This window comes from Aeromonas sp. 603079 (assembly GCF_049172135.1).
In the GTDB taxonomy this organism is placed as follows: Bacteria; Pseudomonadota; Gammaproteobacteria; order Enterobacterales; family Aeromonadaceae; genus Aeromonas; species Aeromonas veronii.
In genome coordinates this window covers 62,522-77,496 of sequence record NZ_JAAKPX010000026.1, presented here as the reverse complement: position 1 = coordinate 77,496, position 14,975 = coordinate 62,522, and the positions used below count along the sequence as shown (strand labels likewise).

14 protein-coding genes are annotated in these 14,975 nt (G+C 59.2%); 10 read left to right on the top strand and 4 right to left on the bottom strand.

Annotation, left to right across the window (positions count from 1 at the left end):
* The first annotated feature begins 244 nt into the window (after positions 1-244).
* Both G5287_RS18070 and yjjG read left to right on the top strand, forming a co-directional pair.
* Positions 245-1,735 (top strand): M17 family metallopeptidase, encoded by a 1,491-nt coding sequence (locus G5287_RS18070; RefSeq protein ID WP_421231669.1) that lies wholly within the window; start codon positions 245-247, stop codon positions 1,733-1,735.
* A 22-nt stretch (positions 1,736-1,757) separates the two neighbouring features.
* A complete protein-coding gene (gene yjjG / locus G5287_RS18065; RefSeq protein ID WP_421231668.1) occupies positions 1,758-2,438 on the top strand; it encodes a pyrimidine 5'-nucleotidase in 681 nt (226 codons plus the stop codon).
* 136 nt (positions 2,439-2,574) lie between these two features.
* Here yjjG and G5287_RS18060 read toward each other — a convergent pair whose 3' ends face one another.
* The 3 genes from G5287_RS18060 to dusC all read right to left on the bottom strand — a co-directional run bounded on the left by G5287_RS18060 (position 2,575) and on the right by dusC (position 4,851).
* Complete coding sequence (locus G5287_RS18060) at positions 2,575-3,282, bottom strand: substrate-binding periplasmic protein (RefSeq protein ID WP_227343044.1); 708 nt, start codon at positions 3,280-3,282, stop codon at positions 2,575-2,577.
* Between the two features lie 158 nt (positions 3,283-3,440).
* Entirely contained in the window at positions 3,441-3,809 is a 369-nt protein-coding gene (locus tag G5287_RS18055) for a TraR/DksA family transcriptional regulator (protein ID WP_005333451.1), read from the bottom strand.
* 97 nt (positions 3,810-3,906) lie between these two features.
* On the bottom strand, positions 3,907-4,851 hold the full coding sequence (gene dusC, locus G5287_RS18050; protein WP_421231667.1) for a tRNA dihydrouridine(16) synthase DusC: 945 nt from the start codon (positions 4,849-4,851) through the stop codon (positions 3,907-3,909).
* Positions 4,852-4,974: 123 nt separating this feature from the next.
* Here dusC and G5287_RS18045 point away from each other — a divergent pair, with 123 nt between their 5' ends.
* From G5287_RS18045 to nfo, 5 genes are all read left to right on the top strand, one after another.
* The gene (locus G5287_RS18045) at positions 4,975-5,352 is read left to right on the top strand and encodes a YbaN family protein (RefSeq protein WP_421231666.1); all 378 of its coding nucleotides are present in this window, start codon (positions 4,975-4,977) and stop codon (positions 5,350-5,352) included.
* Positions 5,353-5,485: 133 nt separating this feature from the next.
* On the top strand, positions 5,486-6,031 hold the full coding sequence (gene apt, locus G5287_RS18040) for an adenine phosphoribosyltransferase (RefSeq protein ID WP_421231665.1): 546 nt from the start codon (positions 5,486-5,488) through the stop codon (positions 6,029-6,031).
* A 172-nt stretch (positions 6,032-6,203) separates the two neighbouring features.
* On the top strand, positions 6,204-8,810 hold the full coding sequence (gene dnaX / locus G5287_RS18035) for a DNA polymerase III subunit gamma/tau (protein WP_421231664.1): 2,607 nt from the start codon (positions 6,204-6,206) through the stop codon (positions 8,808-8,810).
* 114 nt (positions 8,811-8,924) lie between these two features.
* Positions 8,925-9,254, top strand: a complete 330-nt coding sequence (locus G5287_RS18030) for a YbaB/EbfC family nucleoid-associated protein (RefSeq protein ID WP_005333445.1) — start codon at positions 8,925-8,927, stop codon at positions 9,252-9,254.
* Positions 9,255-9,571: 317 nt separating this feature from the next.
* Positions 9,572-10,414: a deoxyribonuclease IV gene (gene nfo / locus G5287_RS18025; RefSeq protein ID WP_005333444.1), complete on the top strand. Its 843-nt coding sequence runs from the start codon at positions 9,572-9,574 to the stop codon at positions 10,412-10,414.
* 95 nt (positions 10,415-10,509) lie between these two features.
* Here nfo and G5287_RS18020 read toward each other — a convergent pair whose 3' ends face one another.
* On the bottom strand, positions 10,510-11,415 hold the full coding sequence (locus tag G5287_RS18020) for a LysR substrate-binding domain-containing protein (protein WP_019445811.1): 906 nt from the start codon (positions 11,413-11,415) through the stop codon (positions 10,510-10,512).
* A gap of 102 nt (positions 11,416-11,517) precedes the next feature.
* Between G5287_RS18020 and G5287_RS18015 the strand changes: the two genes are divergently transcribed.
* The 3 genes from G5287_RS18015 (at position 11,518) to G5287_RS18005 (ending at position 14,904) form a co-directional block, all read left to right on the top strand.
* The gene (locus G5287_RS18015; protein WP_181497276.1) at positions 11,518-12,510 is read left to right on the top strand and encodes a TDT family transporter; all 993 of its coding nucleotides are present in this window, start codon (positions 11,518-11,520) and stop codon (positions 12,508-12,510) included.
* A 258-nt stretch (positions 12,511-12,768) separates the two neighbouring features.
* Positions 12,769-13,758, top strand: a complete 990-nt coding sequence (gene lpxM / locus G5287_RS18010; protein ID WP_216953494.1) for a lauroyl-Kdo(2)-lipid IV(A) myristoyltransferase — start codon at positions 12,769-12,771, stop codon at positions 13,756-13,758.
* 150 nt (positions 13,759-13,908) lie between these two features.
* Positions 13,909-14,904: a lauroyl-Kdo(2)-lipid IV(A) myristoyltransferase gene (locus G5287_RS18005; RefSeq protein ID WP_421231663.1), complete on the top strand. Its 996-nt coding sequence runs from the start codon at positions 13,909-13,911 to the stop codon at positions 14,902-14,904.
* The last annotated feature ends 71 nt before the right edge of the window (positions 14,905-14,975 follow it).

Sequence of the window (14,975 nt, the reverse complement as noted above, 5' to 3'; positions counted from 1 at the left end):
GGGTGGAGCAGCTCGGTAGCTCGTCGGGCTCATAACCCGAAGGTCGTCGGTTCAAATCCGGCCCCCGCAACCAACTTCCTGATAGTTTTGTTCTTTTCCCCTCATTACATTGAATATATCTCCATCGGGTATGCAACCGATGGCGATTAATGCTGTTTCCTGCGCTTTTTCAAGACCATAACTGGTCGTCTCGACCATTTGTTAGGTATCATCAGATATCTCTTCATGGATGAGGCACGCGCCTGTGATCACTCCTTTTACCTATCTTCCTCCTGCTATTGAAAGCCGGGATGCCACGCTGACCGAGACCCTTTCACAGGGCTTGCCATTGCAACTGCTGCTGATCGCCGAAGAGCAAAAGGAGGCATTGCTGTCGCTACCGGCCCTGTCGGGGATCAACACCCAGTTGGCGCTTGGGCAAAAAGCACCTTTCACCCTGATGCATGGTTCCACCCTGTTGCTGGTCATATTGGTGTCCGGCAATGTGACGCGGGATCACCGTCTTTATAAGCAGGTCAGAGGTTGGATAGCCCCGCTCTCCGGGCTCAAGGTAGAGCGGCTCGGGCTGCATCTGGAGGGGTTCTCCCCCTCAGAGCGGGTGATGCTGGCTGAATTGATGTTGTCGGCTCTGTTGGCCGCCAATCTACCGTTGCCGACCAGCAAAAGCCGTAGCGAAAGTGGCTGGAACTATCAGCATGTGTCGGTCTCTCCTGCTGTAGTGCTGGATCTGGCTCGTATCTACAGCGAAGCAGGGGGCAATGGGCTGGCTCGTCATTTGGCGGTGTTACCCGCCTCGGAGCTGACTGCGGCCAGCTATCGCGAGTTCGTCAGCCAGCTGGCTCAGGATGAAGGTTGGCAGTGCCATCACTACGATCAGGCGCAGCTGGCCGAGCTGGGAGCGGGGGCTTTTTTGGCGGTAGCCCGCGGTTCGGAAGATAATCAGGGGGCCATGGTGAAGCTCAGCTACTACCCGCCCAAGCCGGTACGCCGCATTGCGCTGGTGGGCAAGGGGATCTGCCATGACTCAGGTGGCTATAACCTCAAGGTTTCCGGCAGCATGTATGGCATGCATCTCGATATGGGGGGCAGTGCGGTGGCGCTGGGTACCCTTTATGCCATCAGTCGGGCTCAGCTGCCCTATGAGGTTCACTGCTGGTTGGCGATTGCCGAGAATCATATCGGTCCCCAGGCTTATCGTCCGGGTGAAGTGGTGACGGCGATGAATGGTCTCACCATCGAAGTGGTGGATACCGATGCGGAGGGACGAATGGTGCTGGCCGATACTCTGACGATGGCGGCGCAGGATACCCCGGATCTGCTGATCGATTATGCGACTTTGACCGGCGCTTGCAAGCGGGCACTGGGCAGTCGCTATAGCGGCGTCTTTACCAATCGCCACGAATGGCTGGCATCGCTGGTCAAGCTGGGTCAGCACAGCGGTGAACGAGTCTGGCCCTTTCCGCTCGATGAGGATTACGATGAAAATATCGAGAGCGAGTGGGCCGATCTGTTGCAGTGTGCACCAGGCAGTTCGCCGGATCACATTGATGCGGCCCGCTTTCTTGCCCATTTTATCCCCGAGCAGACGCCCTGGCTGCACTTCGACCTGAGCGGTTTTCGCAACAAGGGGGGCAATGGGGTGGTCTCCAGCGAAGTGACCGGCTTTGGTGTGCGGCTCACGCTGGATCTGCTGGCTGGCCCACTCGGTCGAGTGGGGCACTCAGCTTCCGAATAATCTGACTGATAAAAGGATTTCTGTGAAACAACCAAGCTATGACTGGGTGCTGTTCGATCTGGATGAAACCCTGCTCGATTTCCCGGTCGCCGAGGCACTGGTGCAAACTCTGCAGATCTATGGTGTGGAGGCCGGTGACGCCAGCATGGCGCAGTATCATGCTATCAACCATGAGCTCTGGCAGCAGTACAACGATGGCGAGATCGATGCGACAGTGCTGCAGCAGACCCGCTTCTCCCTCTTTGCCCAGCAAGTTGCCGCCGACCCCATGGCGATGAACAATACCTTTCTGGAGCAAATCATTGCCCTTAGCATGCCCCTCGAAGGGGTGGTCGAGACCCTGCAGCAATTGCGCAGCAAGGTGCGGATGGGGATCATCACCAATGGTTTCAGCGTCCCCCAACGTGGCAGACTTGGAAAACTGGGCTGGAGCGAGTGGTTCGAGCCCCTGGTGATCTCTGACGAGATCCGGGTGACCAAGCCGGCGCCGGCTATTTTCCAGCACACCCTCTCCCTGATGGGGAAGCCGGATCCGGCCAGAGTGCTAATGGTGGGGGACAATCCGAAAACTGATATTGCCGGGGCTGCGTCACAGGGATTGGCCACCTGCTGGTATAACCCGAGGCGGCACTCGGGGGAATGCGATGCGACCCACGAGATCCACCACTTCGCCCATCTTGCCGACATTGTGCTGGGATGCTGACGGGCAGAGGTAACCCATCATGTCATCGGTGGCCAAATCGTCTTGGCAAGTCGCAACCAGGGTAGTTTGAGACAAGATAGGGTTTGCTTGAGACGGCAAGGGGAGCGGATGCTCCCCTTGCTCATTGGGTGTTTTGTTATGGTTGCAGTGATCTGAACTGGTAGCGGTCGAGGATCTGCTGATAGTCGGGGCTCTGTTTCAACTGATGGATGGCCTGATTGATCCGGTGCAGTTGCGCCTCTGTGGTGCTCTCTTTGCTCAGCATCAGGTGTACTGGTGTCTGCTCGAGCGGCAGCTGGATCTTGAATTCGGAAAGTATATCTCCATCATGACTCAACCCCTGCATCCCGTGGGGGTCTAGCACGAGCCCCTGAACTCGCCCAGCCCGTAGCATCTTCAACAGCTGATCCAGCCTCAGGCGTATCTGCAGGCGTGGTTGCATTTCGGGTTCGGTCATCAGCTGGCGAAAGGCATTGCCGTAATCAAAATTCTTGAGGACACCAATATTGAAGTCAGCTCGTTCGCGCAGCGATGCCAGCGAGGTAATGTCGCGCCAGCGTTGCTCATCCTGCCGGCGGATAATAATAACGGCCTGCTCTTCCCGGTAGGGATGGGTGAATCGCGCATATTGTTGTCGTTCGGTGGTGATATTGGCAGACATGGCAAGTTGTACCGTGCCAAAACGCAGTTCATGAAGCACCCTAGACCAAGGCATTTCGCTGAATCTGGCCTGATAACCGGCTCGCTGGAAGATGGCGTGGACCAGCTCAACGTCCAGCCCCCGCAACTGTTGCTGCTTATCGCGAAAACTGAAGGGTTGCCACTCTGTCCAGCCTACAACCAGGGGCTCTTGTGCTATTGCTTGGCAGCATAAACACCATATCAGCAAGACTCTGTACACACCTTATCCCCCCGGATCGGCTGATAGGGTTGAGTATTGGACAGGAATGACGGACTAACCAGTAGAGAAGAGGTGTGAGTGGATGCACTGATGTGCATCCCTCACAGTTCGTGGGCGTGGAATCCCTTGCGATAACGGGTTTCACAGCGCGGGCAGCGTTGCAGGGTCGGATCCTGTTCCAGCTGTTCGATGGAAAGCGGCTCTTCACAATCGGAGCAGAGGCCATAGAGGCCGAGATCCATCTGGCAGAGTGCCGCATCGATCCGCTTGAGGCGAGCCACGCTCTGCTCAACCTTCGGCAGATCCAGCCGGCTGGTCAGTTCCACCAGTTGATCCTGCTCGCAGTGACCGACCTGTTCGGCCCACTCGTCACGGCGGCAAGCTTTAAGCTGACCGATCAGCGTTTCTCTTACTTGGGCCCAGTCTGACAGCAGGCGATTACGCCAGACAGTCAACTGTGCTTGCGTCATTTCACACACATTATCCCCCACAGGACAGACGACAGATTCGGGGCAGTATAGGGATCCGATAACTTTATCAAGATGATATGCGTCAAGTTAAACGTGGTTAGCTGTGGCTTTTGGCTGCTTGCAGCAGGGCATCGCGGATCGGATCCGTCTCTTTGAGCACCCGGATCTCCTGAAACAGCAGGTCCGCTTCGGGATATTCCCGCTTGAGATAGCTGAACCACTGTTTGATGCGGCTGGGGTAGTAGTCGGCTTTTTCGCTGTCCAGATCCTGCTCGGTATAGCTCACCATCAACTGCAGCACCTCGGCCCAGCTCATGTGCGGGCAGCCGGTTTTCATCACGTTGGCCAGATTGGGCAGGGAGATGGCGCCGCGCCCGACCATCAGGGCATCGCAACCCGAGACCCTGGCGCAGGCGAGGGCATCTTTGTGATCCCAAATCTCGCCGTTGGCGGTGACGGGGATGGGCAGGGCGCGGCGAATGGCATCCACATACTCCCAGTGGGCGGGGGCCTTGTAGCCTTCGCGCTTGGTGCGGGCATGAACGGCCAGCTCGTTGGCGCCCCCCTGGAAGACCGCCTGAGCGTTCTCCAGATAGAGATCCTTGTCGTCGTAACCGAGGCGAATTTTGGCGCTCACCGGCAGATGGGCAGGCACCGCCTCGCGCACCGCCTTGACGATGCGGTAGATGGTCTCGGGCTCTTTGAGCAGCACCGCACCGCCCTTGCTCTTGTTGACCGTAGGGGCGGGACAGCCGAAGTTGAGATCGACGCCGGGGGAGCCCAGCTCGATGGCGCGCACGGCGTTCTCGGCCAGCCACTCGGGGTGTTGCCCCAGCAGTTGCACCCGCACCGGGGTGCCTGTGCGGGTTTTGCCATCTTGCAGCAGTTCAGGGCAGAGGCGGTAGAACACCTTGGCGGGGAGCAGCTGATCGACGACCCGGATAAACTCGCTCACGCAGAGATCGTAATCATTGACGGAGGTGAGTACCTCCCGCATCAGGTGATCCAGTACCCCCTGCATGGGGGCCAAAATAACGCGCATAACGGCTTTCCGACGAGAGTGGCAAGAAAAAAGAGCGCAGATTGTAGTGGGGTTACGGCCCGCTGTCAGCACCCGCTCAAACTCTGTTAGGCTAGAGGGAGATAAATCACGCAAGGAGACGGAATGAAGCGTTGGTGTCTGATGGCGCTCGGGTGGCTGGCATTTGCCACCGGTATTGTGGGCATTGTGCTGCCGCTATTGCCGACTACCCCCTTCATGTTGCTAGCTGCCGCCCTGTTTGCTCGCTCATCGCCCTGTTTTCATCGCTGGTTACTGACCCATCCCTGGTTTGGCCCGCCCATCGTGGATTGGCAACAGTATCGCGGCATTCGTCGTCAGGCCAGACGGCGCGCCATTATCTTCATTTTGCTCACCTTTTCGGTGTCGCTGGCGGTGGTGCCACTGCTGTGGGTCAAGGGGTTGCTGGTTATCATAATGGTGATCCTGCTCACCTGGTTAATGCGTCTGCCGGTGCTGGAGCCAGTTGCAATGGTGAAGTGAAGTCCCTAAGCTATTGCAGCAATAATGCTATGGAGTCGGCCTGTCATTTTTGCGTGACAGGCTTTTTTATTTCCCGCAGAAGGGAATTGAGAAAAAATGGCCACCCCTGGGTCAAAAAATAAGCGGTCAACACATGAATCCGGAAACCCTGAAATTTATCGAAGCAAGCATCAAGACCATTCCCGACTATCCGAAGCCGGGCATTCTGTTTCGTGACATTACCAGCCTGATCGAAAACGCTGAGGCCTTCAAGGCCACCATCGATCTGCTGGCCAATTATTATCGTGATCAAGGGATCACCAAGATTGTTGGCACCGAAGCCCGCGGCTTCATCTTTGGTGCACCGGTCGCTTTCGCCATGGGACTGGGCTTCGTGCCGGTCCGCAAGCCGGGCAAGCTGCCGCGCGAAGTGATCGAGGAGTCCTATGCCCTCGAATACGGCACCGACACCCTGCAACTGCACACCGATGCCATCGTGCCCGGTGACAAGGTGCTGGTCGTGGACGATCTGCTGGCGACCGGCGGTACCGTCGATGCGACCGTCAAGCTGATCCGCCGTGCCGGTGGTGAAGTGGCCGATGCGGCCTTCATCATCTCCCTACCGTCTCTGGGTGGCGATGCCCGCCTGACTGCCGCTGGCATCAAGGTGGTCTCACTGGTCGAGCTGGCCGGCGAGTAATGCCTCTTCGGCCCGATCCTCTGCATCGGGCCTGCATTGAACCGGTGCCCTTGCGGGCATCGGTTTGAAAATCAAGCGATCCCTCCCGCTCTGATCGATAGCCGATACAGCCAGCCCGCCATTTGTGTTAGCATCCGGCCTCAATGCCCTGTATTCCCTGCATGATGGATTTATGAGCTATCAGGTTCTGGCGCGTAAATGGCGCCCCCATACGTTTGAACAAGTGGTAGGCCAGCAACATGTGCTGACCGCCTTGACCAACGCCCTGGATCAGGGACGGCTGCATCACGCCTATCTGCTGAGCGGTACCCGAGGGGTCGGCAAGACCACCATCGCCCGTATTCTGGCCAAGAGCCTCAACTGCGAGCAGGGGATCAGCAGCCACCCATGCGGTGTCTGCGATACCTGCAGCGAGATCGATCAGGGCAACTTTGTCGACCTGCTGGAGATTGACGCGGCGTCGCGAACCAAGGTGGAAGATACCCGCGAGCTGCTCGACAACGTGCAGTACCGCCCAGCCCGCGGCCGCTTCAAGGTCTACCTCATCGATGAAGTGCACATGTTGTCGCGCCACAGCTTCAACGCGTTGCTGAAAACCCTGGAAGAGCCGCCTCCCTATGTGAAGTTTCTGCTGGCCACCACGGATCCGCAGAAGCTGCCCATTACCATCCTTTCGCGCTGCCTGCAGTTTCATCTGAAGAGTCTGGATCAGACCCAGATCGCCAAGCAGCTCGAATGGGTGCTTGATCAGGAGGGGCAGCCGTTTGAGCCACGCGCCCTGCTGGCCCTGGCCAAAGCCGCTGACGGCAGTATGCGCGATGCCCTGAGCCTGACCGATCAGGCGCTGGCTCACGGCAATGGCAGCGTGCGCCTCGAGAGCGTGCTGGCGATGCTGGGCACGCTCGATCACCGCCATCTGCACCAGCTGCTGGAAGCCCTTTTGCGGCAAGATGCCCCCGCGACCATGGCCAAGATCACCGAGATCGCCACCCTGGGCCCCGATTTTGATCAGCTCCACGCCGAGCTGGAAGGCTTGCTCCATCGCATCGCCATGGCACAACTGCTGCCTGCCAGTGTGCAGGAGCAGGGGGCGGATGCCGATGCCCTGCTGCAACTGGCCAAGGCGATGAGCCCGGAAGAGGTGCAGCTCTGCTACCAGATCGTGCTAGGTGGCCGTAAAGATCTGCCCTGGGCCCCCGATGGCCGCACCGCGCTGGAGATGACTTGCCTGCGGATGCTTGCCTTTTCGCCAAGGCGCGATGCCCTGCATCCGGCCAGCCTCACCGCGCTGCCCCCGTCAATGACGAGCAGTGCGGCGAGCAGCGCTACTTCGATTGCCTCTTTGCCGGGAAAGCGCCCGGCCGCTGAATCGGCCGCAGTGGCACCGATCAGCGGCGCCGTGCCTGCACCGCTAGCCAGCCCTGTTGCCAGCACGCCTGTTGCTACCAGTGCAGTGCCCGCGGTTGATGTCTCCTTGCCTGCGATGACGGATGATATCGGCAACCCCGCCGACAGCGAGGAGGAGGCGCAAGCCGCCGAGCTGTTCAGCCAGCAGGATGAGTTGCTGCGCGAGGCTGCGGGCATGGGGTATCAACCCGAGCCCGCGTTGCCCCATGCGCAGCCTGATGTGCCAGCGCACTCAGCCGAACAACCCGCCGATGCTGATGATCGAGCGCCTTACGCAGCCGATACGGACTATTCCCGTGGCGAGTCGCCGACTGCCAGCATCCAGCCCGCACTAGAGCCGACAACCGCGCCGGTTAGCGCACCTGAAGCTGTTTCAGCGGTATCGAGCATGCAGAGCCTGCTTGGCAAGCGAAACATGCTGCGCAGCCGCCAGCGTGGTCAGGATGCCCCGGCAGCGCCCGCACCGCGCGCAGTGCCGGTTGCGCCAGCTCGTCCTGTCGCGCCCGCTGTTGCTCCAGTCGTCACCCAGCAACCTGCTCCGGTCAGCCAACCGGCCGGGCAGGGGATGGCGACGATGGGTCACTATGATGATCTGCTGCCAGTGGATCTCTATGGCGACAGTTACGAGCCGCAGGGTGACAACGGGGAATACGAGGAGTACCTCAATCAGGGCTTTGCCGAGCAGACTCCGGTGATGAGCCACGCCCCTGTCACGGCACCGGCCCAGCCAACCGATCTGCCACCTTGGGATCTCGACGGGCAGCCGAGCTATCGACCCGGTGAGCGCAGCGCTGCGGCGCCAGCGGTGACGCCCACCCCAGCGACCCAGCCGCCCGTTGCCAGCACGGCGGTGGCTGCTGCCCCTGTGACGCAGGATGAACCCTCTCAGCCAGTGATGGAGACCATCGACTGGGATGAGCTAGAGAGCGACAGCGAGCCGCAAGAGGGGGAGGCGACACGTCTGATTCCCTCCTCGCTGCTCAATGGTTGCGGCGACCCTTGGGCCGAGTTGATCGCTCACACTCAGGTGGGAGGGCGGCTGCGCCAGCTGGCCATCAACTCGGTGATGACGCGGGAAGGGGACAAGGTACTGCTAACCCTCAAGCCCGAGCAGCGCCATCTGGTGAGCGACAAGGCGCGCGCCGATCTGGCCGAGATCATCGGGCCAGTGCTGGGTCAACCGGTGCAGGTCGAGGTAACGCTCGGTGTGGTGCCTGACCAGGAGACCCCCCTCGAGATCGAGCACCGCCTTTATCTCGGGGTGCGCGAGCAGGTGACCCGGGATCTGGAGCAGGATCCCAACGTGCAGTTTTTAGTTCAGCGGTTTGGTGCCGTGCTCCATCACGAGAGCATCGAGCCCCTCAACCGCTAAATTCCGTGGCCGGGAGCTCGCTTCCGGTTGAAAAGCAGTTTGGCTGTCCCCATCTAGGACAGACAAGCCCACAGCCCGGCGCTGGATGCCGGATTTCAAGACGAGAGACGACATATGTTTGGTAAAGGTGGAATGGGGAACCTGATGAAACAGGCCCAACAGATGCAAGAGCGTATGCAGAAAGCGCAGGAGCAGCTGGCTCAGATGGAAGTGACCGGTGAAGCCGGTGCTGGCATGGTCAAGGTCACCATGACCGGTAGCCACAGCGTCCGTCGCATCGAGATCGACCCCTCCCTGATGGAAGATGACAAGGAGCTGCTGGAAGATCTGGTTGCCGCCGCTTGCAACGATGCCGTGCGTCGTGTGGAAGAGCAGAACAAGGCCAAGATGGGCGAGCTGACTGGTGGCATGCAACTGCCGCCAGGCTTCAAGATGCCCTTCTAAGGCGACTCTCCCCGCGCATTCTTGCTCCCTTGTCGCTGGCCATTCGGGTTACGGCAAGGGGGACGGCCGAGAGACCCAAAGACGCAGCGTTATTGCTCAGGCGATACGCTGCGTTTTTTTATGGGCGCCATGCTGGCGCGGGCGGGCTCTAACTCTCCCTTCTGCGGAGAGGTTGCTACAGAGCAGGCCGATTGCGCCATGAAACGCAGCGCCTTGTATAGGCGGCACTATTTGTCGATACCCGCTATCGGATATCCCGGTTTGGCGTGGCCGGGCGGGAGCGGCATAATGGCGGCTTGCCGTATCGAGGAGATTGTATGAAATATATCGGAGCCCACGTCAGTGCGGCCGGCGGGGTGGAGAATACCATCGCCCGTGCCCAGGCCATCGGGGCCAACGCGTTTGCCCTCTTTACCAAGAATCAACGTCAGTGGCAGGCGGCCCCCTTGTCGGATGCCACCATCCGTGCCTTCAAGGCGGCTTGTGACAAGGCCGGTTTTCTGCCGGAGCAGATCCTGCCCCACGACAGCTATCTCATCAATCTGGGCCACCCGGATCCCGATGGTCTGGCCAAATCCCGCGATGCGTTTCTCGACGAGATGAAGCGCTGCGAGCAGCTGGGGCTCTGTTATCTGAACTTCCACCCCGGTAGCCATCTCAAGCAGATCCCTGAGGCGGCCAGCCTCAAGTTGGTGAGCGAGTCCATCAACTGGGCGCTGGAGCGAAGTGAAGGGGTGACGGCGGTGATCGAGAATACCGCCGGGCAGGGGACCAACCTCGGCTGGTCGTTCGAGCACCTTGCCACCATCATCGAGGGGGTGGAGGACAAGAGCCGGGTCGGGATCTGTTTCGATACCTGCCACGCCTTTGCCGCCGGCTACGATCTGCGCACCGCCGAGAGCTGCGCTGCCGTCTTTGCCGAGTTCGACCGCACGGTGGGTTTTCATTATCTCAAGGGGATGCATATCAACGGCGCCAAGTGCACCTTCGGTAGCCGGGTCGATCGCCACCACAGCTTGCGGGAGGGCAATCTGGGGGAGGCGGTATTCCACCACATCATGAACGATGATCGCTTCGATCGCATTCCGCTGATCCTCGAGACCATAGACGAGTCTATCTGGGGCGAGGAGATCAGCTGGTTGCGCAGTCTGGCGAAATGATACTCAGAAGAGAATCAAAGAGAGGGAGCCGTGGCTCCCTCTCTGCTTTTTCCGTTATTGGCGAGCGGGCCTGCCAGCGGCGCTCCGAGCGGGCGTTACTCTGCGCGGCTCACTTCGGCATTGTTCACTTGAGCCCGGCAGAAGTGGATAAAGTGGCGCAGGGAGGTGGAGTGGTACTTCTGCTTGTGCCAGATAAGGGAGAGCTGGCGCGGGAAGCGGCGGGAGAGGGGCAGGGCGATCAGCCGCCCATCTGCCAGGCGATCCGAGGCTGCCAGCCGGGAGATAAAGGAGATACCAAGCCCCTTCTCCACCGCCAGCATCACCGCCTCCAAGGTGTTGAGTTCAAGCCCTGGTTGCCAGCGGGGCAGCTCGGGCTGGATCTGCTGGATAAACTGCTCGCGACTGCCCGATTGTGCTTCACGCAATACCCAGGTCTCGCCCCCCAGTCGGGAGAGGGAGAGCTCCTTCTTGTTGGCAAGCGGGTGACCGGGTGGGGCCACCACCAGCATCTCGTCCTGCAGCCAGGGTTCGGCGAGCAGGTCGGGGTGGTGGTTCTCCCCCTCGATCAGTGCCATATCCAGCTCGAAGTTGGCCAGCGCATGGCATAGCAGGTGAGTGTTGTTGATGGTCACCTTGGGGGGGAGCCCCAGCTCCTGTTTGCTGCTGGCGAGCAGGGTGGGGAGCAGGTAGTTGCCGATGGTCTGGCTGGCACCAAGGCGCAGCTGGCCGCTCGGTTCGGCATCGGGACTGAACAGGTTCTCGATATCCTGCATCCGGGTCAGCAGCTCTTCGGCGGCCGGTTGCAGCAGGCGCCCTTCGTTATTGAGCTGCAATCTGGGGTGAATGCGGTCAAACAAAGGGGTGGAGAGCTGGCGCTCCAGCTCCTGCAGCGACTGGGAGACGGCCCCCTTGCTCAGGCAGAGCTCGTTGGCGGCAAGGCCAAGGTTTCCATAGCGGGCAATGGTGGCGAACACTTTCAGCTGCTGCAGGGTCAGTTTCATCGTGTTTGGTTTTCCTGAATGATTGATTTAATTCATTTAGATATCGTAAACGATAAGGGGGCATTATCCTATCGCCATAGTCATCAATAGAAAGGTGTCATCATGATCGCAAGAACCCGTAAATCACTGGCTGCCGCCCCAACCCCCATGGCGGGTCTGGCGCTGGGCATCGCCAGCCTTGGTTGGTGTTGGGAAAATGCCGGTCACTTCGATGGCCGGATGCAACTGCTGGGCGCTGCCATTGCGGCCGTGCTGCTGGTGATCCTGACCTTCAAGTTTCTGCTTCACCCCCGCCTGCTGTTGCAGGACCTCGCTCACCCCGTGGTGGGCAGTGTGGTACCGACCTATGCTATGGGCACCATGGTGGTCTCCAAAGCGCTGGGTATGATTGCGCCGCAAGCGGGCGAGGCCCTCTGGCTGTTTGCCGTGGCGGTTCACCTGCTGTTCCTGGCCACTTTTATCTGGCATCGCGCCAAAGAGTTTGAAATCCACCACATGGTGCCGAGCTGGTTCGTGCCGCCGGTGGGGATCATCGTGGCTGACGTCGCCTTCCCGGGTGGTCAGTTTGCCCCGCTGGCCAACGGTCTACTCTGGTTCGGGATCATCTGCTATGGCCTGATGCTGCCGCTGATGCTCTATCGCCTGATCTTCAGCCATGAAGTGCCGGATGCCGCCAAACCGACCATCGCCATTCTGGCGGCTCCTGCCAGCCTCTCTTTGGCCGGTTACCTGACCGTCAGCCAGGAGCCGTCACTGCTGCTGGTGGCCGTGCTGTTGGGGATTGCCATCCTGATGACCGGCATCATCTATCTGGCCTTCATCAAACTGCTGCGTCTGCCCTTTTCGCCGGGTTATGCCGCCTTCACCTTCCCGCTGGTGATCGGTGCCACCGCCCTGTTCAAAGTGGCTCATTTGGTTGAAGAGTTTGCGCAAGGGAGTCACTACGTCGAGCAGATCAGACTGCTGGCCCACTTCGAGTTGGGGGTGGCTACCGTCATCGTCGGGTATGTGGCACTGCGTTACCTGATGTTTTTTCTGCCGCAGCGTAATACCGAAATGAATAACGGCATGGCCCGCCAGGGTGCTCACCGATAAATCTTGAAGAAGATGTGACATCGGGAAATGGATAAGCAGTGCGCTCCGAGAGCGACGGGATAAACGACCAGTCATGCGATGGATGGACAAAGAGCCTCCACCCTGGTTGTGTAACGAGCAAAATGCCCCGCGGTGCGGGGCATTTTTTTATGGTTTTTTGATGTGGCGCCCGTGGCGGGCTATTTGCCATGGATTTAACTGGTATTACCTGTCAGGACGACTACAATGCAGCACCACTTTTTCGCTCGACCCCAATACATGTCGTCCCAAGATCCCGTATTTGACTCCTCTTTTGAAGCCCGTTTTCTGCATCCCCGCTACTGGTTCAGCTGGCTGGCGCTCGGTGTGCTGATGTTGCTCGCCTTTGTGCCGGTGCGATTGCGCGACCGTTTGGCCGAAGCCTTGGCACCGCTGGTGTTTCGTATCTCGAAAAAACAGATTTATATCGCCAGAACCAATCTGGAGATCTGCTTCCCGGACAAGAGCCCGGAAGAGCGGGATGCCATTGCACTGACCTCGATCCGGGTCGGCCTCAAGAGTCTGTTGGGATTTGGCGAGTTCACCATGCGCAGTCAGCGTTATCTGATGAGCCGGATGCAGGTGATCGGTTGGGAGCATATCGAGGCGGAGCGGGCTGCCGGTCGTCCGGTGATCCTGGTGGTGCCCCATACCTGGCCGGTGGATGCCGCCGGTTACTGCTTCACCCAGCGCGGGGTGCCCATGTGCACCATGATGAAACGGGCACGCAATCCGGTGTTTGACTGGCACCTCAACCGTGCACGGGCCAAAAACGGTTGCCGCGTTTACGAGCGCAGCGCCGGGATCAAGGCGGTGATCAGAACCATCAAGAGTGGTCGCAGCTTCTTCTACCTGCCGGATCAGGATCACGGTCGCGAGAAGAGCATCTTTGCTCCCTTCTTCGGCCACCCCAAGGCGACCCTGCCAGCCTTGCCCCGTCTGGTTCAGGTCAGCGGCGCCAAGGCGGTGCCGCTGCTCGCCTGCTATGACGAAGCGAACCACTGTTACCGGCTTGAGATAGATGCCCCGTTTGACAACTATCCCACCGAGGATGTGATGGCCGATACCTGTCGGATGAACGATATGGTGCAACAGCAGCTGACGCGCCATCCGGGCCAGTACATGTGGTTCCTCAAGATCTTCGATACCCGTGAAGATCAGGAGGGGCCGGATGGCCTCTACGAGGCGGGGATCCAGCGGATCCGCAAGGGATTGTCGCCCCACGGCTGACCCTGAATTAAGATTGATTGAAATGGCCCCAGGTGGGCCATTTTTTATGATAACTACTCTGATCTGTGCCTTGCAGGTCGATAGCAAGCCTCCTCAGGGTAGAAAAAAATGTCAGGATAATTACAATAACCGCTTGTTTTTGATGACTTGATGGTCGCCATGTCTGCGTTAGATCCGGTATTTGATACCTCATTTCATAGCCGCCTGCTGCATCCCAAATGGTGGGGCAGCTGGTTCGCACTGGGCCTGCTCTCCCTGCTGGCATTTACTCCTGCGAGGTTGCGGGATCGCTTTGCCGATCTGGTCTCACCGACCCTGCTGCGTTTTTCGAAAAAGCAGGCCTATATTGCCGATACCAACCTCAAGATCTGCTTTCCAACGCTGGATGCCGCCGCACGTCAGGCGCTGCTGCTCAAATCGATCCGGGTCGGGCTCAAGACCTTTATGGGCTTTGGCGAGCTCAGTTGGCGCAGCAAGGCGCGCCTGACCCGCCGCGTCAAGGTGAGCGGCTGGGAGCATGTGCAAGCGGAGCAAGCTGCGGGCCGTCCGGTGATCCTGGTGGTGCCTCATACCTGGGCGGTCGACATGATTGGCCGCTACTTCTCCATGATGGGCATCAAGATGTGCACCATGATGAAGAGCCCGAAAGATCAGGTGTTCGACTGGTACATCAACCGCGAGCGGGCCAAAGGAGGCAAGGTGTACGAGCGCAGCGCCGGCATCAAACCGGCGATCAAGTCGATCCGCGCTGGTGCCAGTTTTTTTTACCTGCCAGATCAGGATCACGGCCGCGAGGCGAGCGTGTTTGTTCCCTTCTTTGGCCGCCCCAAGGCAACCCTGCCAGCCTTGCCCAAGCTGGTGAAGCTGACCGGTGCCAGAGCGGTGCCCATCTTCGCCAGCTATGACGAGGATGAGGGTTGCTATCTGCTGGAGATCGAGCCGCCGTTTGACCCTTATCCCACCGCCGATCTGCTGGCAGACGTCAATGCCATGAACCGGGTGGTAGAGATGCAGGTGGCGCGCCATCCCGAGCAGTACATGTGGTTTCTCAAGATCTTCGAAACCCTGGAGCATCAGGAGGGGGATGACGGCCTCTATGAAGCGGGGATCCAGCGCATTCGTCAGGGTTTGCCGCCCGAACCTTGAAAATTGGCCCGCTTGCGGGCCATTTTTGTTGGTACAGGAGCCTTTCGTATTTGGTCTGCTGCTGGTGGTTT

Coding starts and splice junctions, on each gene's coding strand:
- dnaX (WP_421231664.1), top strand. CDS start 6,204: ATGAGCTATCAGGTTCTGGCGCGTAAATGGCGCCCCCATACGTTTGAA.
- lpxM (WP_216953494.1), top strand. CDS start 12,769: ATGTCGTCCCAAGATCCCGTATTTGACTCCTCTTTTGAAGCCCGTTTT.
- nfo (WP_005333444.1), top strand. CDS start 9,572: ATGAAATATATCGGAGCCCACGTCAGTGCGGCCGGCGGGGTGGAGAAT.
- G5287_RS18020 (WP_019445811.1), bottom strand. CDS start 11,415: ATGAAACTGACCCTGCAGCAGCTGAAAGTGTTCGCCACCATTGCCCGC.
- G5287_RS18030 (WP_005333445.1), top strand. CDS start 8,925: ATGTTTGGTAAAGGTGGAATGGGGAACCTGATGAAACAGGCCCAACAG.
- G5287_RS18005 (WP_421231663.1), top strand. CDS start 13,909: ATGGTCGCCATGTCTGCGTTAGATCCGGTATTTGATACCTCATTTCAT.
- apt (WP_421231665.1), top strand. CDS start 5,486: ATGAATCCGGAAACCCTGAAATTTATCGAAGCAAGCATCAAGACCATT.
- dusC (WP_421231667.1), bottom strand. CDS start 4,851: ATGCGCGTTATTTTGGCCCCCATGCAGGGGGTACTGGATCACCTGATG.
- G5287_RS18015 (WP_181497276.1), top strand. CDS start 11,518: ATGATCGCAAGAACCCGTAAATCACTGGCTGCCGCCCCAACCCCCATG.
- G5287_RS18055 (WP_005333451.1), bottom strand. CDS start 3,809: ATGACGCAAGCACAGTTGACTGTCTGGCGTAATCGCCTGCTGTCAGAC.
- G5287_RS18045 (WP_421231666.1), top strand. CDS start 4,975: ATGAAGCGTTGGTGTCTGATGGCGCTCGGGTGGCTGGCATTTGCCACC.